We start from the raw sequence: 23027 nt of genomic DNA, 5'->3' as shown, positions 1-23027 counted from the left end.
TAACTCCAAGGATCGTGTTGGACTCAGCGGCGCGCTTTTAAGAAGTAGAAGTACAGTCACCATGTCATTTACCTTGGTTAAGATGGTGGTCTTGTTGCGGAGAGTTCCACATGCGTTACTCGCAAGATCATAAAGCTCAAACCCATCAGCGGATCATCAAGGAAGCCTCGGCGCGTTTTCGCAAGGACGGCATTGGTGCTACCGGTCTGCAACCTTTGATGAAAGCACTGGGGCTGACCCACGGCGGCTTTTATTCGCACTTCAAATCCAAGGACGAACTGGTCGAGAAAGCCTTGCAGGAAGCAAGCGATCAAGTCGATGGCCTGTGCGCCGAGATCTTTGCCCAGGAACAACCGCTGCAGGCGTTTATCGACACCTACCTGTCCGAATGGCATCAGACCTCCCCGCACGAAGGCTGCCCGCTGCTGACCATTTCCTCAGAGCTGGGTCTGCGCGGCCAGCCGAGCCCGACCAGTGATGCGGTACTCAATGCCCGACTGAATCAAATCGAAGGCACCCTCGAGGGCGACAACAACGCCGACCGGGCCATCGTCATCATGTCGACGCTGGTCGGCGCGCTCTTGTTGTCACGCAGTGTCGCTGACGTCGAGCTTGCCCAACGCATCCTCGACGTCACGCGCGATCACCTCAAGCAATCGCAAGACTAAGCCTGCCAGCGCTTGAACAGCACACTGGCGTTCACTCCGCCAAAACCGAAACCGTTGGACAGGGCAAACTCGATCGGCATAGACCGCGCCTGGCCATGAACGATATCTACACCCACACTCGCAGGATCCGGATTGTCGAAGTTCAGCGTTGGCGGGACTACCTGATCGCGGATGGCCAACAAGGTGAAGATCGCTTCCAACCCACCAGCAGCGCCGAGCAAATGCCCGGTGGCGGATTTGGTCGAGGTCACGGCGATTTTGTTCTCCGTACCGAACAGCGCCTTGATCGCTGCCAACTCACCCAGATCACCCACCGGCGTCGAGGTCGCGTGTGCATTGAGATGCTGCACCTGCTCCGGCGCGACACCTGCCTGAGCCAGCGCCAACTGCATCGCGCGTCGTGCACCGCTGCCGTCTTCCGGCCCGGCGGTGAGGTGATAGGCATCGGCAGTGGTACCGTAACCGACCAGCTCAGCCAAAGGTTGTGCGCCGCGGGCCAGTGCATGCTCCAGCGATTCGATGACCAGCAGACCGGCGCCCTCGCCCATCACGAAGCCATCGCGACCACTATCAAAGGGTCGTGAGGCACGTTCGGGGGTGTCGTTGTAGCCGCTGGACAACGCTCGCGCCGCGGCAAAGCCGGCCAGGCTGACCCGATCGATGCAGGCTTCCGCCCCGCCACAAACCGCGATATCCGCTTCACCGGCACGAATCATCCGTGCAGCATCGCCAATCGCCTGGACCCCGGCCGCACAAGCAGTCACCGGTGCGCCGAGCGGGCCCTTCAAAGCGTGCTGGATCGACACATGACCGGCCGCCAGATTGACCAGAAACGATGGGATGGTGAACGGCGACAGCCGACGCGGGCCACGACTGTCGGTGGTGCGTACAGCGTCGGCTATTGCACCGAACCCGCCAACACCGGAGCCGATGATCGTCGCGGTGCGCTCCTGATCCTTGGCCTCGGACGGCTGCCATCCGGCTTGCGCCAACGCTTGGCGCGCCGCTTCCATGGCGAACAGGATGAAGCGATCCATCTTCTTCTGCTCCTTGGGTGGCGTGGCAAGGTCCGGATCGAAACCGGCCTCGACGTCCTCCGCCGCCGTTGGCACCATCCCGGCGACCCGGGTCGGCAGATCTGCGCTCACCGCCTCCGGCAAATTGCGCAAGCCCGAGCGCCCGGCGAGCAAACGCTGCCAGACAATCTCGAGATCACTGCCCAAAGGCGAAACCAGGCCCATACCGGTGACAACAATTCGACGCTGACTCATACCGCAGTTACCTCTGATCAATTTTTATAGCGTTGGGCCGCGGAGCTGCGCGACAGATTCGGTGCCATGACATGCCGCGCACGGACAAATGCCTGCCACTCCCCCTCATCCGGCAACGAAGGGATGGTAATCAACTCGCCCTGATCCAGACCGGCGAGCGCCGCATCGACCATCTCGCCGGCCTCCATCACCATCTCCGCCGGAATGCCGCTGGCATCGATGCCGGAACGCTCCCAGATTTCAGTGCGGGTAACGCCAGGCAACACCGCTTGCACCTTCACGCCAGTGCCTTCGAGCTCGGCGTTGAGCGACTGAGTCAGGCTCAACACGTAGGCTTTACTCGCGCTGTAGGTGGCATTGAAACGTTCTGGAAACAGCGCCACCACCGAGGCGATATTGATGATCGTGCCGCGTCCAGCCTTGGCGAAACTGGCGGCGGCTGCCGAGGCCAGCAACGTCACGGCGGTGACGTTCAATTGGATCAGACGCTCCAGTTGCTCGGCGTCGGAATTGGCCAGCAAACCATCGGCTGCGACCCCTGCGTTATTCACCAACAGGCTGATGCTCGAATCACTGCGCAGACGTTGCTGGAGTTTGAGGACATCGTTCTTTTGCGTCAGGTCGGCTTTGAGCACTTCGACCTTTACACCGTACGCTTCGCGCAACTGGTTCGCTGCGCTTTCCAGACGCTGTTGATCACGTGCCACCAACAGCAAATCAAAACCACGCGCTGCCAGCCGCTGCGCGTAGATGGCACCGATACCGGACGATGCGCCAGTGACGACAGCCGTACCTTGAGACTGGACTGAACTCATGAGAGCGCTCCTGAAACATATTGGGAGATAGGCCTCCAACGCTCACCGGCCTGGAGGTGACGGAAATTATTATAGGCATAATCCAAAGACAATATGATACCCATAATTTTCAGCTCACCGACAAACGCGACGCCACTCCCTCTGTTGCATCGCTGCCACCAGAAAACAGAAAGGCCGGTCAATGACCGGCCCCTTGGCGTTGAATAATCAGCTTAGTTCACTTCCAGCTTGTCGCGGTTGCGATCCAGGATTGCCTTGCCGATGCCCTTCACTTCAAGTAGTTCATCCACCGAGGCGAATGGCCCATTAGCATCACGATACGCAACAATCGCTTTGGCTTTCGCCTCGCCGACTCCGGACAGCTGTTTTTGCAGAGTTGCTGCGTCGGCGCCGTTGAGATCGACCTTTTCACTGGTAGACGTCGCAACGGTATCGCTCACCATTGTTGCCTGATCCGCGTTCTGGACAACGGCAGGTGCCGCCACTACAGCGATTGAAGCACTGGTGAGCAAAGCAAAAACCACAGAGTAGAAAAAACCGTTACGCATAAATGACGCTCCATCATCGATTGAGAAAGCAGCTTTTCCGAAGCTGCTCTCCAAACTTAGGCGATGGTTGGCGGGTGTCAAAAATGCGTCTATTACAGGATGTGAAACAATCAGGGTTCCAGGCGGCGCTGCTGGTAGATCCAGTCGACGATTTCGCCGTCGGGGGTGTAGCCGGAGACAGTTTCGCGTAGGAGTTGGCGGACGCGGGAGTAGTCATCTTTTTCGACCGCGTTCAGCAGTTCGCTCAACCTGTCCTTTAATACTTCCCAAGGCAGGTGATCTTCATTAGCGGACATGATCATCGGGTGAGAGGTCGCCGCCACGTTATCTCCGATCAACAGCTCTTCGTAGAGCTTTTCACCCGGCCGCAATCCGGTGAACTCGATGGAAATGTCGCCTTGAGGATTACGCTCGGATCGAATACTCAAACCTGACAAATGGATCATCTTCTCTGCCAATTCGACAATCCGCACCGGCTCGCCCATATCCAGAACGAACACATCACCACCCTGCCCCATGGAACCTGCCTGAATAACCAACTGCGCGGCTTCGGGAATGGTCATGAAATAGCGGGTGATTTTGGGGTGGGTGACCGTTAACGGGCCACCGGATTTGATCTGGCTGTGGAACAGTGGAATCACCGAGCCAGAAGAACCCAACACATTACCGAAGCGCACCATAGTGAAGCGAGTCTTGTTGACCCGGGATACGTTGGCATTGTCACCAAACAACACCGGAGCGATTTCACGACTGAGGGCTTGCAAAGTCAACTCGGCCAAACGCTTGGTGCTACCCATTACATTGGTCGGGCGGACAGCCTTATCAGTAGAGATCAACACAAAGTTGGACACGCCTGACTGCAATGCAGCCTGAGCAGTGTTGAGCGTGCCAATGACGTTGTTAAGCACACCCTCAGCAATATTGTGTTCGACCATGGGCACGTGCTTGTAGGCAGCAGCGTGATAAACCGTGTCGACACCCCAGGTCTTCATAACATCAAGAAGCTTGTCCTGATGCCGGATGGAGCCCAGGATCGGCAGCAAGCGCACAGCAACTAACGCCCTGCCGCTACGCTGCTCCAGCTCCGCCAAGATGCTGTAGAGATTGAACTCGCTGTGCTCGAACAGCAAAAGCGTAGTGGGTTCCAGTGCAAAAATTTGCCGACACAGTTCTGCGCCAATCGACCCGCCAGCGCCAGTGACCATCACTGTCTTGCCCTTAATACAGCGCTCAAGCAAATCGGGTTGAGCAGGAACGGAGTCGCGGCCAAGCAGGTCGGCAATATCGACCTCTTGGATGTCTTCTACCTTAACTCGTCCGCTGGCTAGATCAGTGAAGTTGGGCACGCTTCGAATATGAAGCGGGAAACGCTCCAGGATGGTGAGAATTTCACGGCGTCGGGCCCGGGTTGACGACGGCAGCGCCAGAAGAATTTCCTGCGCACCGGATTCGTCGATCATCTGCTGGATGTGTTTGGGCTTGTAGACTTGCAATCCCGCAATCACTCGGTCAGCAATGCTCGCATCATCGTCGATAAAGGCGACCGGCCTCAACGTTCGGCCCATGCGCAACGCTGCGACCAACTGGTTGCCTGCTACGCCTGCGCCGTAGATGGCGACTTTAGTAAGCCCATCATCCCTGTTTGTGAACGGTACATGCTGTGCAGCAGTGAACCAATCCCCCATGAAGTATTGCCGCATGCATAGGCGCAGCCCTCCAATGATGACGAGGCTGAGCCACCAGTAATTGAAAATGATCGAGCGCGGGACGACTGTCTCATGGTTGCTGTACCAGTAGACCACAAGCGCCAGGATCAACGACGACAGGCTCACAGCCTTGACAATGGCCAGCAGGGCATCATTGCCAAAGTAGCGCATGACGGCTCGATACATGCCAAAACGAATGAAAAGAGGGATCGCAATAAGCGGCGCACTGATGAATAGCCAAAAGTGAGCTTTCAGCGGGTTATACATATCATCTATGCCCAGGCGCACGATAAAGGCGAGCCATAACGCGCACCATACCAAGACCACATCGGTGGCGACCTGGACCAGCCTTTTTTGCCTGCGAGGCAACCCCAGCAAAACTCTGCGCACTTTATCCATTCAGCCTGTTGAGCACGTAGCCCCCTCCTTTAAGCAGTCGTCAAGCGGCATTGTAACCTCAATGACAACAAGATCACCCGACACTTACACCGTGAGGACTTAGCATCTACAGAAAGAATCGATCAATTGGGTCCAAAAGGCCATCAACCATCATCGCAGCGCTGATCATCGAGAGCGCTTGAAGCGCTTGCGCCCGGCGACAAGGAAATTCTTGGGCGTGCGCCCCTCTGCGTGGGATGATAAGCTAAGTCTGTTCAGTGCGTCAGAAAGAAATAGCGCTTGGAAGGCACATCCAGGTGCGCTTGCACAGGATTTTTCAATAGCTCACATCGTCCACGATGACGCGACCAGGAAGGGCACGCCTGCATGAAAAAACAGCAGAAAGATGCAGAGCTCACCTTCTACGCAGAGTCTGGCTCCCGCGACAACTAAGAATCTGGATGTTAACGGGATGAAAAAAGCAACTCCATCCTCAGACAATATTACAATCATTGACTGTTTTGAAACCCCGGTGATTTGAATGCTCAACAACTCAATAAATGCTGCCTTGACGGACATAGGGGCGGCGGTGAAACGCTATTCCCTCGTTGGCATGCTTGGATGGCAAGATGTTCGCCAGCGATATAGGCGCTCTGCCGTCGGGCCATTTTGGCTGACAATCAGCATGGGTGTCATGATTGGCACAATTGGTTTGGTATTCGGCCAAATTTTCAACTCTCCCATGAAGGAATTTCTTCCTTTCCTTGCTGTGGGCATGATTCTGTGGAGCTTCATTGCCACGTGCCTGCAGGAGGGATGCACCAGCCTTATAGTTGCAGAAAGTATTATCAAACAACTGCCCATTCCGTTGTTTGTGCACATTTTGCGCACACTGTGGCGTAACACACTTATCCTCGCGCATAACATTGTAATCTTCCCCTTGGTACTGCTGGCTGTACAAAAGCCGATTGGCATTGAAGCACTGCTGAGCATTCCTGGCATGGTTTTATTAGCGCTGAACCTGGCCTGGGTTAGCCTGATATTGAGCGTCTTTTGTGCACGATATCGCGACCTCCCGCAAATCATTGCCAGCATTTTGCAAATCGCGTTTTATCTCACTCCAATCATGTGGCTGCCGAGCCTGATCTCTGGCCGATCCGGCACCTATTTGTTGGATTTCAACCCCATCTACCATCTCATCCAAATTGTCAGGGCACCCTTGCTCGGGCAGGACGTCAGCGCTGTCAGTTGGTGGGTAGCGGGGAGCATGGCAGTGCTTGGCTGGAGCCTGGCAATCCTGATTTATGGCAGCTACAAACGTCGCATTGCATATTGGATCTAAGAAGAAAACTATTATGGCTTCTATTGAGTTTGATAAAGCATGCGTTGATTTCCCCATCTACAACGCAAACGCACGCTCGCTAAAAAAGCGACTTATTGAAGTTGCAACCGGTGGAAAAATCAACACCAATGAAAAAGGAAGAGTTACTGTAAGAGCACTGGAAAATCTTACTTTCTCTCTAAATGACGGGGATCGAATTGGATTGCTCGGACATAACGGTGCGGGGAAAAGTACACTGCTCAGACTGCTGAGCGGCGTGTACGCCCCCTCATCCGGCACGGCTAAAATTAATGGGGAAGTCGCCTCCCTCATTGATATTTCACTCGGAATAGACCCCGAAGCAACCGGCAGAGAAAACATCTTCATCCGAGGTATTCTTCTCGGAATGACGAAAAGCGATATTTCAACAAAACTCGAGGAAATTATTGAGTTTTCGGAGCTTGGCGACTTCATCGATATGCCAGTGCGAACATACTCGTCAGGCATGCATCTGCGCTTAGCCTTTGCGGTATCAACTACGATCAGACCAGAAATTCTTATTATGGATGAATGGCTATCTGTGGGCGACGAAGGCTTTAAACACAAAGCAGAAATGCGAATGAACGACTTAGTCAAAGCAACCAATATTTTGGTGATCGCCAGCCACTCCCGCGAACTTATTATGCATACCTGCAACCGAGTCATCTGGCTGGAACACGGAAAAGTAAAATTGGATGCAGACCCTGCAACCGTCACTCGAGCTTACTTCGGCGAATAATTTTTCCGAAGGTGCCCATCCTTCTGGTGAACCGATAGGGTCCATTACCAATTAGGCCAGTAATTTTTTTTGTGGGGAGGAGAACTACATAAAAATGACAGCATAGAAGCCTGCAACTGATGTAATTCTTGCGGGCTTTTGAACGGAGAACGGTGACCTTGTAGCCAGGGGGCCCCGCACTTCATAATGCTATATCGTGGAACTCTCAGAAAACAATCGGCACCGCAAGCCCTCCCCTCTCCTCGCAAAACATGACGCCACTCACTTGTTACGACAAATTGCCCTGGAACTGGAAACAAGAATCGCCCACCTTGAAGGGGAAAAAGGATTGCGGACGGACGCCACCTGAAAACGGACGGCGAGCTTTTGATCAGGGCATCAGACAGGTCTTTGAGCATCATAAACGACCTAAAGACTCGTTGTTTCGTCAGCGCGCCATAAACTCCACATTCAAAGTCACCACCCGCCCCCCGATGCTGTGCTCCCGCTCCTAGGCGGAGCAAGCACCTCATGACGCGTCACAACGCAAAAGTCAAATAGCCTATCTCAACCCCGAGCCCGTCGACTGACCGCTTCATCGTTTCGAAAAGTATAGGGCCGCCATAGTGTTGATATCCCGCGCCAGATAGTTGCCCGTTGTCCGCAGGGTTATCCAGTGCGGTAAATACTTGTAGCCGTAGCTGAATTTGATGGACGACCGACTAATTGAAAGCCGCGTCTTTCACTGCGATGAAGCGCGTGTACAGGTGGTGAAAAGGCCAGGATTTCGCTGGTTATCACTCTTTGGGTGAGCAATCCAATGTCGACCGTATAGGCTGCTGGGTAAATGTGCGGCGCAAGTTTGTTGGGACGCAAAAGGTGCAGCCTAAAGTCAAACCCGGGCGTGCCGATATCGCCCTGAATTTGACCATCAAGCGGTATTGCAAACTTGGCTGAAGAAAACCCAGCCACCAGTGACGGCGAAAAATGCACTGGGCAAAGCTAACAGCTACCTGGCCAGCAACTGATCAAGTTGATACGTTACCCCAACGTTTGTTACTTGCCGATCGACAACAATGTGGCAGCTCGCGCGATCAGACCCTTCACCCTTGGTTATCGGGCGCAAGAATTGGCTGTTGCGCGACGGCCAGCGCTCAACTTAACAGTTTGGTCGAGACGGCTAGAGCCAATGGCCAAGAGCTCTATGCGTGACTGCGTCACGCACTTGAGCACCTGCCACAGCCTCGAGCGTAGAAGCCTTCGAGGCCTTGCTGCCTTGAAGCTGTTCGCCCACATCGCCTCGCGAGCACACCGCCTATTTTTGAATCGGAGGGCTCATGGAGCACTTACGTTGTTACCGTGAAACTGCTCACCGGCAATACCACAGCAAACCAAAAGCCCAATTTGCGGTAGGTGAGGTTTATGGATTACGTACACCGCTCCACCGATCTTCGCAACACTGAAAACTATTTCTTCAAACAAATAATAGCGAGGTCATTATCAATAGCTATCGATTCCGCATGAGGCCAAGGCTGCTTAGCCTCACAATACGTTTTACCAATAACAGCCTTGGCGCCCGTCGCCTTTTCGAACATATATCCAGAAACCCCTGTCAGCACCGAAATTTTTGAGTATTCCGGAAAAAACGCAGACATATTCATGTCACCTTGAATTGTACGTAACTTAGCAGGGTAGCCCCATGTACCCCCTTCAATATGCACATATTTCACATTATCAAAATTCGGGGACATTTCAAGACGAGATACAATCCGATTCGCCTTCATTCTATCCCACTCGTTAATTGTTTGTTGATCAGCCAGGATTTGATTATTAACAATCAAAAAGCCGACAAGGGTAACAAGTCTTGAAAAAATAATAATTGATTTTAGATGGCGACTGTCTAAATTTCGAATATACGAATCCGCCAAAAGAAATATTAACCCGATAGCAATTGACACATGAGCAATGACACGGGGAACAGGCCACCAATCCTTGAACACCAGGATCACTCCCAGTGAAACTGGAATTAGCATTGAAACTGCAAAAAGCGCAGAAAATAAACGCACAACTCTTTTATCGCTACACTTACTCTGAGCGAATGAACATCCAAAAACTATCGCCAACGACACTACAATCATCAGCAAGAATAGTTTTTTCAACCAACCAGGAAAAACGGGTTCAGCCGCCCAATAAATATTCACCAAAGATGACGATATTTGATCTATTCGCTCGGGGATGTCAGAAAGCCCTATAAAATTAGCCCTACCTGTGACCTCTATTAACCCAAGAGCTTTCGTTAAGCCCGTAACTAAAACAAACGCAAAGGCTGAAATAATGCAAATGATCGCCAAAGATATTGCGCGTTCACGATAAACATTATCTACAGCTACTGACTGGTTGTTTCTGTCTTTAACTCCCTGCCCGAAAAAAAAGGCAAAAATAATTGCAACAGCAAAATAATTTAAAAAAGCCTGATAGGTAAGAAGCATAGCAAAAGTTGAAAGTAGCGCGAGCACTCTCATGCGCCAGGTTGCAGGACTTCTTGATACCACCTCCAAGGTCAAGATAGTAAAAATCAGTGCAACACAATATCCGGGCAACACCATTCGGAAAGTAAGTGTTTCCGCCAAGTATGGATGCGCTACCATTAAGGCTCCAACCAGACCAGCAGCGGGTGAATCTTCCATTCCAACAAAACGCAGGATCGAAACTACTAGAGTTGCCTGCAAAAACAATGTCACTATCCCTAGCAGGAAATACATGTCGCTGATGCTGGCACCTAATGAATCAACAGCCCATACCGTCGCTGCCATGATGTAACGACCTTGGGAAAAAAAAACCATCAATTCTTCAGGTTTGACGCCATGGATAAATATGTAATCATCAATTGCAAATCCACGAAAGATAGCGGCCCCCTTTGCAAGAAGAGCAACACCAAAAATAATTATAATTAATCGAGTATATGACTGGCCAGCATCAAACCATTTATCAAAAGCCATTATTTTTCTCACAAAAAACCTCATTTACCAAAGCATATTTTAAGCAGGCAGTTAACTAACAATGCTGGACCTGCGTGCTCTTCATGGACACCCTGCGCACCAACTAATCCGCCCATCACCCCTTATCACATTGAGTCAGGGAATTTCATCGTTCCTGCTGGGCTTGAGAGCCCTGAAGACATAGAACTTATTCAGGAGATAAAAAATTATTGTATACACGACCATGGCGAATACTTGCGCGATCTCCGCTGGGACTAAAAAGCCCCTAAAAGAGACGATTAGAACAGCCTGATTTAGCAAAAAAGCAGCTGCAAATGCAACAAAGAATCGCAACATAGAAGAAGTTGAAGAATTTGCGCCAGAAAATACAAAAATACGATTGAGATAAAAGGCGACACAAAGAGCGATTGCGTAACCAAAAGCGTTGGCTAATTCAGGGCTGCATCCAACCCAGTGCAATAGTGTCCAAAATACAGCATAACCTACAGCTGTGTTAATCAACCCAACAATCATATATTTAACTAGCTCATTCATCTTACTACATCCTGGTATTCATAGAATTCACTTCTGACTGGCAGGAAATAGCGAATCTCTAATGAGCTCACTCTAGCCCGCAATTTTCTTTATTAAACATTCATTCTGAATTTGGTTAATTTAGGTTATGCGACCTATGAACACTCTTCTTTCAATCGCTTCCAGAAATCCATAGTACCTTCAAGCTGTTCCATGTTGCGAGGCCCGACAATAACGCCACTAAGCGCTGGATTTCGATAACTATTCGAAAGAGCAAGCTCATTGAGATTTTTGGGTGCAGGCTTCAGTTCATGATTTGAAGTTATAGACTTAGATAGCTGCTCCACCAGATTATTTTCATACTTGATACCCCGTAAAGCCAACGAACCGATCTCAGTAGAAGGCTCACTTTTTATTCCGCCCATATTTATGCCGTAGGCCAAATAGCGTGCTTTAGGGAAGTATTTTTGACATTCCAGACGCGCCGCACTAAACAGCGCATTTTCCTTGACCTGTATCCACCATTTGTCAGATAGCTCCGGTGCGGCCTTCAAATACAAACCGGGGTTTCGCACACCTGAAAACCCGATCGACAAGCCCAACGCTTGAAGTTTGGCCATGGCGTCAGTTGTTTCGGCAATCAAATCAGACTCATCGTCTCCTCGATTGTCCCAGTGGACTGCTACTGCCGCCAGCGCTGCTCCAAATTTATCTCGAAGAAACGCTGCAGAATTGAGAATGCTCCTCCCCCCCAAATCTGGCGAGGAACCACCCATATTATCTGTCCCACCTACCTTGACCAAAAGAGAAAGCTCGTCTGTCCCATTTGATGCAATCCAGTCTGAAATCCAACTTACTGCTAATCCAAAGTCTTCAGGTCGCTTGTTGATGGGATAGTTAGTTGCTGTATCCACGACACGGTAGCCAAGCGACAAAAACCGTTCAAGCATTTGATATGCAGTCGATCGATCTACGCCCCATCCCCAGAGTGCAGTACCAAGAACGAGAGTTTTTTGATCCGTGCAAGCATCAGGTAGTGTCATGCGACGCTCTTCCTTTTTGGCAGTCGGCCACGAAGAACCTGCATTGCTTTTATGTATTCAATTGCGAGCGCGCCAATTTTCACCTTTGAATCTGGATCATCCGTCCATTCAACTGCAAGATCGTTGACGCGGTAGCCAAGATATTCGCCTGTAATTAATATTTCAGTCGCAAAAAACCATCCATCGCTTTGGGCGCCTGCAGCCTTTAGATCATCTAGGCAACTTCGCTTCAAAAACTTGAATCCACACATGCCGTCGCTAAAGGATATTTGAAACATTGCTTTGACTATTAAGTTGAAGCAACGACTTGTGAAGTTGCGCAGAGGCGTGCGACCAATTACTCGCGCACCTTTAGCGAGACGCGAACCAGTTACTATATCCGCGCTATCGGAACGCAACTTTTCTAGCGCCGGACGGAGATAGCGTAAATCAGTAGCGAGATCGAGATCCATATAACCAATGATGTCCGCTTTTGACAACTCCCACGAAGCTTTCAGGGCGCGGCCAACGCCTCTTTGCTCTAGACGCAAATAGTGAACATTTGTGAGTTCTTGGGTAAGTGATCGAGCGATTTCAGGCGTCTTATCAGTTGAACCGTTATCTGCCAGGATTATTCTGATTGGACCCAGATCACTCAGATTCGTCTCTATATAGAGGTGCACCTTGCGAACCTGTTGAAAAAGCGTACTCTCTTCATTGAGAATTGGAATTGTTATTTCAACAAGCGAATTCATATTTTATTACCTTTATTTAAGTAACTTTTTTAAACAAATACTTCAGAATCTAATTTCTCAAGAACATCATATATATTGTCGATTTTCCCACCTAGAACGGAGTAGCAGCCAGGCAACTCAGGATGCTTTTCAAACAAAATCGGCCGACCATCATCAACATCGTTCTTCAGCAGTACGGTCTTGATCTCGAATAACGATTCAACATACTTTGCATCTAGTACAGCAGGCAGATAACGCCCCACATCCCTCACCATGCGATCGACACGCGTTGAGCGCTCATACTGACTGAGTTTTTGGTAAGGATCGATACCTTGCTCGTCGTTCCAGTGCATGTGGGGGGTGTAACGGACGTGGGAAAGCGTATGCAACCCACGAGCGGGGAACGGCATCATCGAGAAGAAGGGGCCATCCATCACGGTGATTCCCAAGCCCTCGAGCGCAGGAGGCGCCTGCATCAGTGCCATTTCTGTTATTTCCTGCTTAAGGCCTGTTTGGGTTCCGGGAAAATCACCTTTGAATTGATTAAGCCCACTGTAGGTACAATTAAAAACATAGCGGCAAGTGAGCAAATCTTCAGATCCGTCCTCGGATTTCAAGGCGACCTGTAGCGTTTTGTTTTGCCCGTTTGAGATCGCCGTTGCGCTCGTTTGAAGATGGACCTGCACACCACAATCTTGCAATTCTCTCGCTGCCCAACTTGCCAACTTAGTCGAATCAAAAGCATGTTCTTCGACCAGAAACACATCCTCAATTAAACCCGGCTCAAATAAGGTTCGCAGCGACGGTTCTGCGGGTTGAATTTTGGCGCCTATCTCCCGACAGAAGCGGTCAAATTGTTTGGCAGTGACCTTAGAGTTGCGGCGTGCAATCGCGTAAAGTTTGGTAAAGTCTTGCGTTACTGCATTGGGCCAGTCACGCACGAACTTGGGTAGATTGACTCGACTTCGATACGCGGTCGTAAAGCTCCGTGGATAGTGATATCCATTATGAACACGCGCCTGATTGTTGTAAGAGGCACGCATGAGAAGTCCAGGCTCACGCTCTACAAGGACCACACGCTTGAATCCTCGCTGTTTAACCAGGTATATGGCAATAGCTGCACCATAAAATCCGCCTCCAACGATGACTGCATCGTGATCTATATTTGCAGTGGGCATCAAGCAATTCGTCCAGGTCGTGTGCTTAATGCGTTTACAGGCTTGGTTCTTACTTCCTCGATATTCAACTTTTCACGCCGAGTCATGCGAGCACTGGTGAACTCTTGCCCCACGTGATAAAGCGGACCTTCATTCGACAGGCTGACCATGTGGAGGATGTACTCGCCAAGCACAAGAAGCACAAGAGAGATCAATAAAAACATGCCAGATTGCTGGAGGGACAGACTGATCCAGCCGGGTGCAATATCAGTCTTCAGAAACCCGACGGCGACAACGTAGACGGAGTACACCAAGTTGGCCGCAGCGCCAAATAACGAGAGTGAGGTGACAAGACGCATCGGCACACGGGTTGTAGAAACCAACAAACGCATACCTCGGTCGAAGCTTTCGCCCAGTCGCTTGGTGTGCATGAGTTTTGGCGCTGCGCTGTAGTTGAGATTGACGCGCGCGAATCCCCCGGTAGCAGGTAGATGGCGATAGGTCATCGCTGGCTGGGGATGTTGGAGAATGAAGTTGACGACTCTCTTGCTCAGTACGCGATACTGAGGTGCCTCTTTGGCTAGATGAATGCCATTGAAACGCTTATAGAGCCCGTTAAAGACGGCGTAAGAGACTCGATAAGCTAGGCTCTGGGTGGCTTTTTGTTGATTGTTGGCAAAGACTACATCGGCGCCACTAACCGCCTTGTTAAGCATTTCTGGTAGAAATTCGATATCGTCTGCCAAAGGGTCAATGACGGCGACAAAGTCGCCCAAAGCGTTCTCCAGTCCAACCCATGATGCAGTGTCTGTATCGACCTCTTTGGTCAGCGCATATATTTGCAGATTGGGGAGTCCGTTTTCCCCTGTGAGTGCTTTAAGGACAGAAATGCTGTCGTCGTCCGATGCATTGTCGACGATGATGATCTCGTAATCACTGACCAGGGAGGCAATGCAAGAAGCGGCGTCTGCCAGTATCTTTTGAGTATGAGCGGACTGGTTGCGCACAACGAATACAATCGACAGGAAAACCGGGTAAAACGCCATTCCACACCCCTTTAAACGCTCATCGCTAGATTGACGCGCTCTAGTTATCAAAATTTGATGTCATTTTACTTTACGAGAAGGGGGTGGGACACCCTATTTGTCAGATTTAGCCCTCATCTGCCCCTCTCCGCGATTAGCGAGGCAGCATTGCCGCGCGGTACAACGCCCCCTCTGCCTGCCGCCGACGAATCAGCACAGTCGATTTTCCTCCTGCCGACCACACCCACTACATCAGCTCGACCGGAACATCGCCATACTAGCCTCGGTTGATCTTCATTATTCGTGACGACCGCTGCGAGACTCCCGTACCAAGATCGAAGGTGAACGACACCAGGTGCGTCAAACCGCCCATCGGACAGTGGTTTTTTAATCAGCCGCAGCACAGCGGACTCGGCAATACGAACATTTCGACGCAGGACCTCGGCGCCCCCCCCTCTCGGATGATGCCGCCATTAAAGCGGGACTGCTCTCCCTGCTAGACCATATGCCCGAACCAGGTCGTGAGATACTCTGCTGAACAGAGGTAAATTGCCGGTCTGAACACCTCGAACCATTTGATCAGACCCAGTCCCTCGTCAGTAATGTGGCGCATCTCAGCCACCATGGCTCATTTTGCCGATCTGGCAGCTTCCGAACAGAAGGACATTACAGCAGCGAACGGCGCTTGGTATTGTTCGTCCGAGACGGACTGGAAGGTATTTGCCAGGGAAACGCCATCGGCCTGCCGCATGGAATTCAGTGCAGTAATTTTTACCAATGCAAACACCACGAAAAGGCGTAGGTGATAACTGGACGTACAGAAGGCTGGAACGCTTCCACTCACAGTGGTCCGGTCGAATGGTTGGTGTTGCTGAAGAGCGCCTGCTTTCTGAGACATCAGCGACGATCTGGATTTCTACCAGCCGCAGACTCTGAGCGCGTTTATGCAACTCCATCTGGCGGTCTAGCCAGTGCAAAGCCGGTGGTGACTATCCTTACTACGGTTGCCTGGCAGTCTGCTTGACCGTGTTGAACGCATCCAGCAGACCGCTTAATTCACGGATGTCGGCTGCAGCACCCTCACCGTCTGAGCCAACATCGGCCGTAGCGCGTTTTGCGTATGCATCCGGGCATCACGCCTTACGTGATTGATGCGGTTTCCGCCTATGCGGCATCAATTGATTGATCTTGCTTGCCCCGGTGTCGGCAGGCGCGTGAGCATATCCATCAAATAAGCATACTGAGCATGCCCATTCAGTCGCCCAGACTGGAACATGGTTCGACAATTTTGCGTTTGAGTTCTGACGGGAAGTTGGCACCGCGACCCGGTCGGCGGGCTGGGCGACGATATCCTAGATAGAGTCCATTACAAATTTTTTGCTGATTCTGGAGTCTCTCAGTAAAGGTTATTGGCCGGATGGTTATGCTTCATCGGTGAGATCGGGTGATGCTTTGAAACACTCGGACTCGAGGCACTTGAGCCAAAGGCAAAAGCCGTTGCGCTCCCAATAAAGTATTTTCTTTTGTTTACGTTGGCGATTCAGGAAGACGAACCGCACACGGTCAAACACCGCGACCTTGATATTCAATTTGAAGAGGACGGAAAAACGTCGATAGGTTTTCGCAAGTCCACCGGTTTGGAGTACAGATTAACTTTTTCGACTTTAGCGTCGGGACGCATCACTGTGCGGGCTCCTGAAAGAAATCAAGAGCACAGCATCAGGCTTCAACTGGCGGCTTTGAATGTGGGCACGGCGGAGCGTATGCGGCAAACGAGGCGGTAGTTTGTTCATGGACCGGATACGTTCAAACCCTATCCACGCGAGCTAATCATGCATCTGTACCCCACTCCCCGCTTCGACGTCAAAAACCAAGGCAGGAGCCTTATGGGGCAATTCCGCATGTACAGATCTGTACAGGAGGAGGCAGGTGACAGCTATTCCTGCCGCGACCGGCACTAGTGGTTACAAGGATCGAAAGTATCTTCAGGCGACACTAGAATCTGGGTTTTCCAGCAACCACCCCACAAAACGCTCCACCCCCAGTTCAAAGCTCACAGCTGGAACCCACCCCAGCGCGCTTTTCGCACGATCTATATTTAAAACACTGAGTGGCACATCAAAGCCTCGACCCGACAAATATTCGCGACGAGTGACGCGTCCAGTGACCTTTTCAATCGTATCCAGCACCTCATTCAAACTATGCCCATGACCTGAGCCGATATTGAATACATGTTCTTGCATTGATGGTTCAATAGATGCCAGAAGAGCTTGCACGACATCCGCGATATGGATGTAGTCACGAACCACAGAGCCGTCACCCCAGATTTCAATGGGCTCATCACGCAGCACTTTGCCAAGGAATACCGCTACCGCACCTTGACTCGCGTGTGTGCGCTGACCTTCACCGAAGGGGTTCGCCAAACGCAAAACGGTGTAATCCAAGCCGTACAGCCGATGGAAAAGCGCCAGGTATTTTTCGATCGCCAACTTCGTAATTCCATACGAACACACGGGCTCTGTAGGGTGTGTTTCCGGGATAGGCACCTGCGTAGGCTCACCATAGACGGTTCCCCCTGACGAAACGAAAATAACCTTCTTGACCCCTGCCTTCAGCGCCAGAGTCAGCATACGAATCGTTCCGATGAGATTGCTTTCTACATCGAAAACAGGGTTCGCATTTGAAGACTTTGGTAATGTGGTGGACACCAGGTGGTAACAAATATCGCAATATTTCAACGCTTCACTCATATCAGCTTCGCTAGTGAAATCGCCTTCAAAAAGCTCAAACTGAGGATGCTTTGAGTGAGAGTCACTTGGCTTGACAACATTCGGCCGATCAAAACACCGCACGGCGTGGCCCTGACTGAGCAGCGCGTCGATCAGATGCGTCCCGATGAAGCCTCGTCCACCCAACACCAACGACCGTATGACTCTGTCGGTTGATTTGCTCCCGGAGTTTTTCAACGTTTGACTCCCTTGCCTAAACCATTAAATCTGCTACATAGCTATGCAGTGTTGGACGAGCTCCATATGCGCTAAACGAACTTTTCGCTCCAGAACTCATCTTGCTGACATCTCCGTTTTTACGGGAGCCGCGCAGTGTTTCACGTTCCCGCCACTCTCCAAAAATAGAGGCCAGGCCACCATAGCCATCTTCTATTTAGGGCGGGATAACTCCGAGGGCCATCATATTGGGGCGCTCGTGATTGTATGTCCAGATCCCAGTTCGTACGTATATCTGATCCATGAACCACGCCTACCACCAAAGTACTGCCTCGTTTACCGCGGCATCTGTGGCGAGCAGTTCTACGGCAAAGGCTTGATAGTCTTCTGCTGACCGCGCATGTGGCAACTGCTCAAGTACGTCGCGCAGCCACGTATAGGGTGTCCGGCCGTTGACCTTCGCGTTCCTGACCAAGCTGTAGATCTGAGCACTGGCGGCCGCGCCTCTAGGGGTTTCACTGAATAGCCATGCCTTCCGGCCAATTATAAACGGCTTGATCGCCTTTTCGGTGGCGTCGTTGTCGATCGATAAAAAACGGCCTCCACGTCACTACAGAGGACTCCAGTTGTTTGCCAGATTACTGATAGCCTTGCCCAGCGCGCTTTGTGAAATGAATTCCGAATGCGTTTTCTCCAGCTAGCCGTGTAGGTGCGCCACCACCGGCAGGCTGTTTTGCTGTCGACATTCATGACGATGTTCATCGCTGACTTCTTTCAGATCTCGCTCGATACCCTGCAGATTGTTGATCCGACTCAGGGCGATATCGCACGCCCGCCCTTGCCCTTATGCCGGGCTTTTGTGAGTCGACAAACTTGCGCCCTACAGGTGCCATGCACCCCAGACAGTCCAAGCTGGGTTGCAACGCCAACACGTTATAACCTGCGCAATAATCAATCGTCACGTCATCGCGATAATCGGAAAGTAGGCGCAATAGCGCTTCCCGCGCGCGGCTGGTCGTATAGTCAAACAAGATAACTGCACGCTCCGACAGGCCACTGGCCCGCACCCACATCCACGCCCGGGGCGCTTCATTGCGGCGGGGTCAAGAAAGGAATCAGGAGCATCGCATCGGGGGGCTGTTGGCAGGTTTGAATGTGGGGTTCAGGCTCAGTCACGTAGTACCAACAGAAGCGGTGGTTTTCAAATACCGCGACTAACGGCAAAGAAACAAATGCGCACATCGCCGCTGGCCATTCGGGATGGGCTGAAATGCCAATGTCATGAACCAGGTCGAATCAGGGGGCAGCGGCTTAACCGAGTGATTAGTAGGTACAATAACTACTACGCAGCGCCCGGGAGAATTGATGCATATTGGATCAATTTTAGTGTTTTCGTCTCACGGCAAGACCTTAAACGTCGCAGCCAGCGTAATCAGCTTCAGTGGTCACAATACGGAAGCCTTGCCTGCCTCTATATTCTAAGCCGCAAAAACGCACATCCTACCCTGAGGATCGCTTCGCGTCACATACCCAATGCAGGAGCCGTATGCCGTAGTTCCGCGCATACGGATCAGTGGTGGGGGGGCAAAATCTGGAAGTCTTCTTCCGGGTTTCCCTAGCGGACCGCTCCCCGGATGAGGCATACTTCTCGCTTCGCGACACTGCAGCAATCAAATTTGAATCCTGACTGTACCGGCGGCTCAACTTAAAAAATTTAGAATCCCGTCCAAAAAACGAGACCACATTTATACGAGACCGCCATGCCAAAGCTCAGCTTAATAATCACTTGTCACAACCAAGTCGAACTTTTAGAACGGCGTGTCAGACGCGCGTTGACGCAATCAATCTTAGGCTTAGAAATAATTGACGTCGATGACGACTCGATCGAATCACCTGACTTTGTGTTTGAGCCTTTCAGGTCAAATGCGCGACCTCGAATTATTCGAAAACAAAATATGAGTGTTGCCAACGCAAGAAATGCAGTGAGAGATATAAGCGGCGGTAAACACCTCCATTTTGTTGGCGCAGACGACTGGACTGCCCCAACAACCGATGCCGATCATGAAGCCCGCTATTTGGACAGGCGACTAAGTTATTATCGCGCGCGTAAGAATTCGATGAACAAAGCGCAACTGCATACGCAAGAAACGGCCATCACCACACCTGTTAAAAACATTAGTCAGCTCCCGACTAAAATGGCCAAATCAATCCATGAGCTTACTGGGATTCACGACACCGTTATCACCACCAACTCATCATTGAACAAGCGAATCGGCGAATCGACTAATCGGCGCCTTATCTTTCCGAAATACAAACGGTTAAAAGTTGGCTTTAGGGGCAGCGGCATGTCTACTGAGCGGCGCCTGAAGAGAAAAGCGTATTGCTGAGGCAATACAACGCGAAAAACAGAGCAACTTCAAAATAAATTGTAGCCCACTAAACCTTCAGAATTATTTATCTTTATGGCAAATTTGTTTAGTACATTCTTAAAAAGACAAGTAAAAAAAGCAATGCCTTTTTCTCCGGATGAAAAATTACTTCACGGGTCGAAACTTTTCGATCGAAGGTTTTATTTGGAACAAAACCCTGACGTAAAAAAGGCTGGACTTGATCCCATCAAACATTATCTTGCGTACGGCGCTGCCGACGGTCGGAATCCGAGCGCAAATTTTGACGGGAGCTTCTACCTGCAGCGCTATAGTGACGTCGCGCTCTCCGGCTTGAACCCGCTCGTCCACTTTTTGCGGTTTGGTCAAGCGGAAGGACGCGTTGCGTTACCGCCAGGCGCGACGGCTTCGGACACCGATTCATCTGCGGCAAGCGCATGGGCGATCGAACGAGCGCTCGTTGAACAATCCGAATGTTTCAGTGCTCCATTTTACCTCAAGACATATCCGGATGTAGCGGCAGCGAAGATTGACCCGCTCGATCATTTTATGAACCAGGGATGGCGCGAGGGACGACGGCCGCATCCGAACTTCGACGTGGCGTGGTATGCAGATCAGTGCCCAGAAGTTTTAACAATCAAGACTAACCCGGTTCTCCATTATCTGCAGTACGGCAAGCAACGAGGATATACAAGCGGCCCCGGCGTTGAAGTCTTCGAAATTGCTCGCCAAATGATTGCGGAGGCAGCACTTATAGAGCCAAGCATCGTTCTGGACGACAAGTTGCTACAGGCAGAGGAACTTCACATCAACTATGGCAGCAAGGCAACCCCCGTCCTGCTCGCATGGCACAAGTTGTTTGAAAGTCTGGATAAGCCGTTCGACTATATTGTCATGACTCCATGGCTAGTTCGAGGCGGCGCTGATTTAGTCGCCTGCAACGCCATTAAAGCCGCGATTGAAAAACACGGAGTGAATTCAACACTGTTACTGCTCACCGATCATGACCGCAGGGAGGCGGACCACTGGCTACCTCCCGGAACCAATGTACGAGTTATCTCCGACTACGACAAATCGCTTTCAAGATCAGAGCGCGCGCACATTGTAAAAATGTTAATTACAGCCATGCGGCCAAAATCCGTTCTGAATGTCAACAGTGGCGCCTTATGGGAAGCGACAGTTGGTGGCGCCCTGTCTAGGGTGACGGATATATATGCATGTTTGTTCTGTCGCGATTACCTGCCGGACGGCCGCGCTGCCGGTTACTCAGATACACATTTTCGTGACTGCCTTCCATATTTAAAACGAGTTTATTGTGATAACAGAGCATTTCTCGACGAGCTTATTTTAGATTATGGTGTGCCTCCATCATTGCAAGAAAAAATGCTAACCCTTCACCAACCGATTTCAAGCAGCACGGAAAATTTGCATCGCGGCGGGCCAACTACTAAAAACTCTGTTGTATGGGCAGGTCGTTTCTGCGCGCAAAAAAATATCGATCTGCTGATCGAGATAGCAGAAAAAGGATCAGACTTTGAGTTTGAAGTTTACGGCTACGGTGACGATGAACTCACGAAAAAGCTGAATGCGGCAGCAAGCCGACTGTCGAATCTCCGCTTGATGGGACCGTTTACAGCAACATCCGATCTACCTTTCGAGCAATACAATGCGTTTCTCTTCACTTCGCTGTGGGAGGGATTACCACTCACGTTGGCCGACACGGCGATGACAGGCATACCGATAGTTGCCTCCGGCGTGGGCGGGATTCCCGAGCTCGTGACGGCAGAGACGGGGTGGTGCATAAAACACTACGAAGTCTCTGGCCCTTACCTAGCTGCATTGCGAGAGATCAAAGACAACCCTGTTCTCGCGGCGCAAAAAGGTGATGCGATGCGAAAACACGTCCTTGACACCCACTCCTGGTCACAATATTTTTCGGCCCTTGCCGCTTCGCCGTCGTTTTTGGACTAGCCTTCAATGCATACTTTCGACGTAACTGCCGTTATCAATGGTCATACGGAAGGGCTTATGGCCCTCTCATCCCTCAGAAGCCTTGCAAGGAACGCTGATACCGCACGCCTTGCGGGCTTAAAAGTCGAGCTGATCGCTATACTGGACAAGCCCGACCCGCTCACATTGGAAGTTTTTCAAAACTTTGCCAACTTGCGTACTGACATCCGCGTAGAAGTGGTGGATATGGGCGACCTCGGGTTTGCGCGGAACAAGGCTGCGGCACTAGCGTCGGGGAAATGGATATCTTTCCTCGACGCCGACGATATATGGGCCGATAGATGGCTAGTTGAAGCCTTCACTGCCGCCGAAAACGATCCACGACAGGTTGTCTGGCATCCTGAAGTAAATGTTTACTTCGGTGCTCGAGCGCATCTGTTTTTGCACGGAGACATGGATGAGCCGCAGTTCAACATATCGACCCTTGCGTACACCAATCTTTGGACAGCACTCGCCTTCGTCTCTGCCGAATTCCTTCGAAAGACACCCTATGCGGGGACAAACCTCAAACAGAATATTGGTTACGAAGATTGGAGTTGGAATATAGAGGTGGTGAATCAAGGCGCCATTCATAAGGTTGTGCCTGGAATTGCACACGCAATTAGAACAAAATCGGTGTCCTTGCTCAGCCAAACTATCGCTGCAGGGTGTATTGCACACCCAACCCATTTCTTTAGACATGTGCTCGACAGGCGAGCTGGAATCGCCTCTACAAAACCGGACACCAACCACCCATTGAGTTGATGCAACTGCCAAGCGCCTATCTCACCC

18 protein-coding genes and 4 pseudogenes are annotated in these 23027 nt (G+C 51.1%); 7 read left to right on the top strand and 15 right to left on the bottom strand.

Annotated elements, in window-relative coordinates:
- Positions 1-110: 110 nt before the first annotated feature.
- A complete protein-coding gene (locus ACM6I7_RS25375; protein ID WP_414889485.1) occupies positions 111-668 on the top strand; it encodes a TetR/AcrR family transcriptional regulator in 558 nt (185 codons plus the stop codon).
- Here ACM6I7_RS25375 and fabF read toward each other — a convergent pair.
- The 4 genes from fabF to ACM6I7_RS25355 all read right to left on the bottom strand — a co-directional run bounded on the left by fabF (position 665) and on the right by ACM6I7_RS25355 (position 5407).
- Complete coding sequence (gene fabF / locus ACM6I7_RS25370; protein ID WP_414889484.1) at positions 665-1939, bottom strand: beta-ketoacyl-ACP synthase II; 1275 nt, start codon at positions 1937-1939, stop codon at positions 665-667. The two genes, ACM6I7_RS25375 and fabF, sit on opposite strands and share 4 nt — an antisense overlap.
- A 17-nt stretch (positions 1940-1956) precedes the next feature.
- Complete coding sequence (locus ACM6I7_RS25365) at positions 1957-2754, bottom strand: SDR family NAD(P)-dependent oxidoreductase (RefSeq protein WP_247840534.1); 798 nt, start codon at positions 2752-2754, stop codon at positions 1957-1959.
- A 212-nt stretch (positions 2755-2966) separates the two neighbouring features.
- Complete coding sequence (locus ACM6I7_RS25360; RefSeq protein ID WP_210558246.1) at positions 2967-3302, bottom strand: ComEA family DNA-binding protein; 336 nt, start codon at positions 3300-3302, stop codon at positions 2967-2969.
- Between the two features lie 110 nt (positions 3303-3412).
- Complete coding sequence (locus ACM6I7_RS25355) at positions 3413-5407, bottom strand: polysaccharide biosynthesis protein (protein ID WP_414889483.1); 1995 nt, start codon at positions 5405-5407, stop codon at positions 3413-3415.
- 520 nt (positions 5408-5927) lie between these two features.
- On the opposite strand from ACM6I7_RS25355, the gene ACM6I7_RS25350 reads away from it, so the two are divergent.
- The 3 genes and pseudogenes from ACM6I7_RS25350 to ACM6I7_RS25340 form a co-directional block, all read left to right on the top strand.
- Entirely contained in the window at positions 5928-6728 is an 801-nt protein-coding gene (locus tag ACM6I7_RS25350; RefSeq protein WP_414889482.1) for an ABC transporter permease, read from the top strand.
- A 13-nt stretch (positions 6729-6741) separates the two neighbouring features.
- Positions 6742-7485 (top strand): ABC transporter ATP-binding protein, encoded by a 744-nt coding sequence (locus ACM6I7_RS25345; RefSeq protein ID WP_414889481.1) that lies wholly within the window; start codon positions 6742-6744, stop codon positions 7483-7485.
- 569 nt (positions 7486-8054) lie between these two features.
- Positions 8055-8744, top strand: a pseudogene (locus tag ACM6I7_RS25340) (IS66 family transposase); the annotation flags it as partial.
- A 186-nt stretch (positions 8745-8930) separates the two neighbouring features.
- On the opposite strand, the gene ACM6I7_RS25335 reads toward ACM6I7_RS25340, so the two are convergent.
- The 11 genes and pseudogenes from ACM6I7_RS25335 to ACM6I7_RS25285 form a co-directional block, all read right to left on the bottom strand.
- The gene (locus tag ACM6I7_RS25335; RefSeq protein WP_414889480.1) at positions 8931-10463 is read right to left on the bottom strand and encodes a glucosyltransferase domain-containing protein; all 1533 of its coding nucleotides are present in this window, start codon (positions 10461-10463) and stop codon (positions 8931-8933) included.
- A 135-nt stretch (positions 10464-10598) separates the two neighbouring features.
- Positions 10599-10997 (bottom strand): GtrA family protein, encoded by a 399-nt coding sequence (locus ACM6I7_RS25330; RefSeq protein WP_414889479.1) that lies wholly within the window; start codon positions 10995-10997, stop codon positions 10599-10601.
- 134 nt (positions 10998-11131) lie between these two features.
- Positions 11132-12019: an aldo/keto reductase gene (locus ACM6I7_RS25325; RefSeq protein WP_414889478.1), complete on the bottom strand. Its 888-nt coding sequence runs from the start codon at positions 12017-12019 to the stop codon at positions 11132-11134.
- Positions 12016-12753 carry a glycosyltransferase gene (locus tag ACM6I7_RS25320; RefSeq protein WP_414889477.1) on the bottom strand — a complete coding sequence of 246 codons (738 nt, stop codon included), beginning with the start codon at positions 12751-12753 and terminating at the stop codon, positions 12016-12018. The genes ACM6I7_RS25325 and ACM6I7_RS25320 overlap by 4 nt, the downstream gene beginning before the upstream one ends.
- Before the next feature lie 29 nt (positions 12754-12782).
- Entirely contained in the window at positions 12783-13910 is a 1128-nt protein-coding gene (locus ACM6I7_RS25315) for an NAD(P)/FAD-dependent oxidoreductase (RefSeq protein ID WP_414889476.1), read from the bottom strand.
- The gene (locus ACM6I7_RS25310; RefSeq protein ID WP_414889475.1) at positions 13910-14935 is read right to left on the bottom strand and encodes a glycosyltransferase; all 1026 of its coding nucleotides are present in this window, start codon (positions 14933-14935) and stop codon (positions 13910-13912) included. Before ACM6I7_RS25310 ends, ACM6I7_RS25315 begins: the two co-directional genes overlap by 1 nt.
- A 977-nt stretch (positions 14936-15912) precedes the next feature.
- Positions 15913-16020, bottom strand: a pseudogene (locus tag ACM6I7_RS25305) (DUF6127 family protein); the annotation flags it as partial.
- A 27-nt stretch (positions 16021-16047) separates the two neighbouring features.
- Positions 16048-16193, bottom strand: a pseudogene (locus tag ACM6I7_RS25300) (transposase domain-containing protein); the annotation flags it as partial.
- A 142-nt stretch (positions 16194-16335) separates the two neighbouring features.
- A complete protein-coding gene (tnpB, locus tag ACM6I7_RS25295) occupies positions 16336-16473 on the bottom strand; it encodes an IS66 family insertion sequence element accessory protein TnpB (protein ID WP_414889530.1) in 138 nt (45 codons plus the stop codon).
- A gap of 426 nt (positions 16474-16899) precedes the next feature.
- Positions 16900-17880, bottom strand: a complete 981-nt coding sequence (locus tag ACM6I7_RS25290; RefSeq protein WP_414889474.1) for an NAD-dependent epimerase/dehydratase family protein — start codon at positions 17878-17880, stop codon at positions 16900-16902.
- Between the two features lie 315 nt (positions 17881-18195).
- Positions 18196-18962 (bottom strand): annotated as a pseudogene (locus tag ACM6I7_RS25285) (IS66 family transposase); the annotation flags it as partial.
- A gap of 657 nt (positions 18963-19619) precedes the next feature.
- Between ACM6I7_RS25285 and ACM6I7_RS25280 the strand changes: the two are divergent.
- The 3 genes from ACM6I7_RS25280 to ACM6I7_RS25270 all read left to right on the top strand — a co-directional run bounded on the left by ACM6I7_RS25280 (position 19620) and on the right by ACM6I7_RS25270 (position 23000).
- Positions 19620-20246: a glycosyltransferase gene (locus ACM6I7_RS25280; protein ID WP_414889473.1), complete on the top strand. Its 627-nt coding sequence runs from the start codon at positions 19620-19622 to the stop codon at positions 20244-20246.
- 75 nt (positions 20247-20321) lie between these two features.
- Positions 20322-22217: a glycosyltransferase family 4 protein gene (locus ACM6I7_RS25275; protein ID WP_414889472.1), complete on the top strand. Its 1896-nt coding sequence runs from the start codon at positions 20322-20324 to the stop codon at positions 22215-22217.
- 6 nt (positions 22218-22223) lie between these two features.
- Positions 22224-23000, top strand: a complete 777-nt coding sequence (locus tag ACM6I7_RS25270; protein ID WP_414889471.1) for a glycosyltransferase family 2 protein — start codon at positions 22224-22226, stop codon at positions 22998-23000.
- The last annotated feature ends 27 nt before the right edge of the window (positions 23001-23027 follow it).

Origin of the sequence: Pseudomonas sp. IT-93MI4 (assembly GCF_949767635.1) — a bacterium.
GTDB classification, from domain to species: domain Bacteria; phylum Pseudomonadota; class Gammaproteobacteria; order Pseudomonadales; family Pseudomonadaceae; genus Aquipseudomonas; species Aquipseudomonas putida_A.
Note: the sequence above shows the minus strand (reverse complement) of the source record. Positions and strands in the feature narration are given on the sequence as shown.

Bases quoted from the DNA above. Each gene is read 5' to 3' on its own strand.
- ACM6I7_RS25350 (WP_414889482.1), top strand. From the start codon at position 5,928: ATGCTCAACAACTCAATAAATGCTGCCTTGACGGACATAGGGGCGGCG.
- ACM6I7_RS25310 (WP_414889475.1), bottom strand. From the start codon at position 14,935: ATGGCGTTTTACCCGGTTTTCCTGTCGATTGTATTCGTTGTGCGCAAC.
- ACM6I7_RS25375 (WP_414889485.1), top strand. From the start codon at position 111: ATGCGTTACTCGCAAGATCATAAAGCTCAAACCCATCAGCGGATCATC.
- ACM6I7_RS25280 (WP_414889473.1), top strand. From the start codon at position 19,620: ATGCCAAAGCTCAGCTTAATAATCACTTGTCACAACCAAGTCGAACTT.
- ACM6I7_RS25320 (WP_414889477.1), bottom strand. From the start codon at position 12,753: ATGAATTCGCTTGTTGAAATAACAATTCCAATTCTCAATGAAGAGAGT.
- fabF (WP_414889484.1), bottom strand. From the start codon at position 1,939: ATGAGTCAGCGTCGAATTGTTGTCACCGGTATGGGCCTGGTTTCGCCT.
- ACM6I7_RS25355 (WP_414889483.1), bottom strand. From the start codon at position 5,407: ATGGATAAAGTGCGCAGAGTTTTGCTGGGGTTGCCTCGCAGGCAAAAA.
- ACM6I7_RS25330 (WP_414889479.1), bottom strand. From the start codon at position 10,997: ATGAATGAGCTAGTTAAATATATGATTGTTGGGTTGATTAACACAGCT.
- ACM6I7_RS25270 (WP_414889471.1), top strand. From the start codon at position 22,224: ATGCATACTTTCGACGTAACTGCCGTTATCAATGGTCATACGGAAGGG.
- ACM6I7_RS25275 (WP_414889472.1), top strand. From the start codon at position 20,322: ATGGCAAATTTGTTTAGTACATTCTTAAAAAGACAAGTAAAAAAAGCA.
- ACM6I7_RS25335 (WP_414889480.1), bottom strand. From the start codon at position 10,463: ATGGCTTTTGATAAATGGTTTGATGCTGGCCAGTCATATACTCGATTA.
- ACM6I7_RS25360 (WP_210558246.1), bottom strand. From the start codon at position 3,302: ATGCGTAACGGTTTTTTCTACTCTGTGGTTTTTGCTTTGCTCACCAGT.
- ACM6I7_RS25315 (WP_414889476.1), bottom strand. From the start codon at position 13,910: ATGCCCACTGCAAATATAGATCACGATGCAGTCATCGTTGGAGGCGGA.
- ACM6I7_RS25325 (WP_414889478.1), bottom strand. From the start codon at position 12,019: ATGACACTACCTGATGCTTGCACGGATCAAAAAACTCTCGTTCTTGGT.
- ACM6I7_RS25365 (WP_247840534.1), bottom strand. From the start codon at position 2,754: ATGAGTTCAGTCCAGTCTCAAGGTACGGCTGTCGTCACTGGCGCATCG.
- ACM6I7_RS25345 (WP_414889481.1), top strand. From the start codon at position 6,742: ATGGCTTCTATTGAGTTTGATAAAGCATGCGTTGATTTCCCCATCTAC.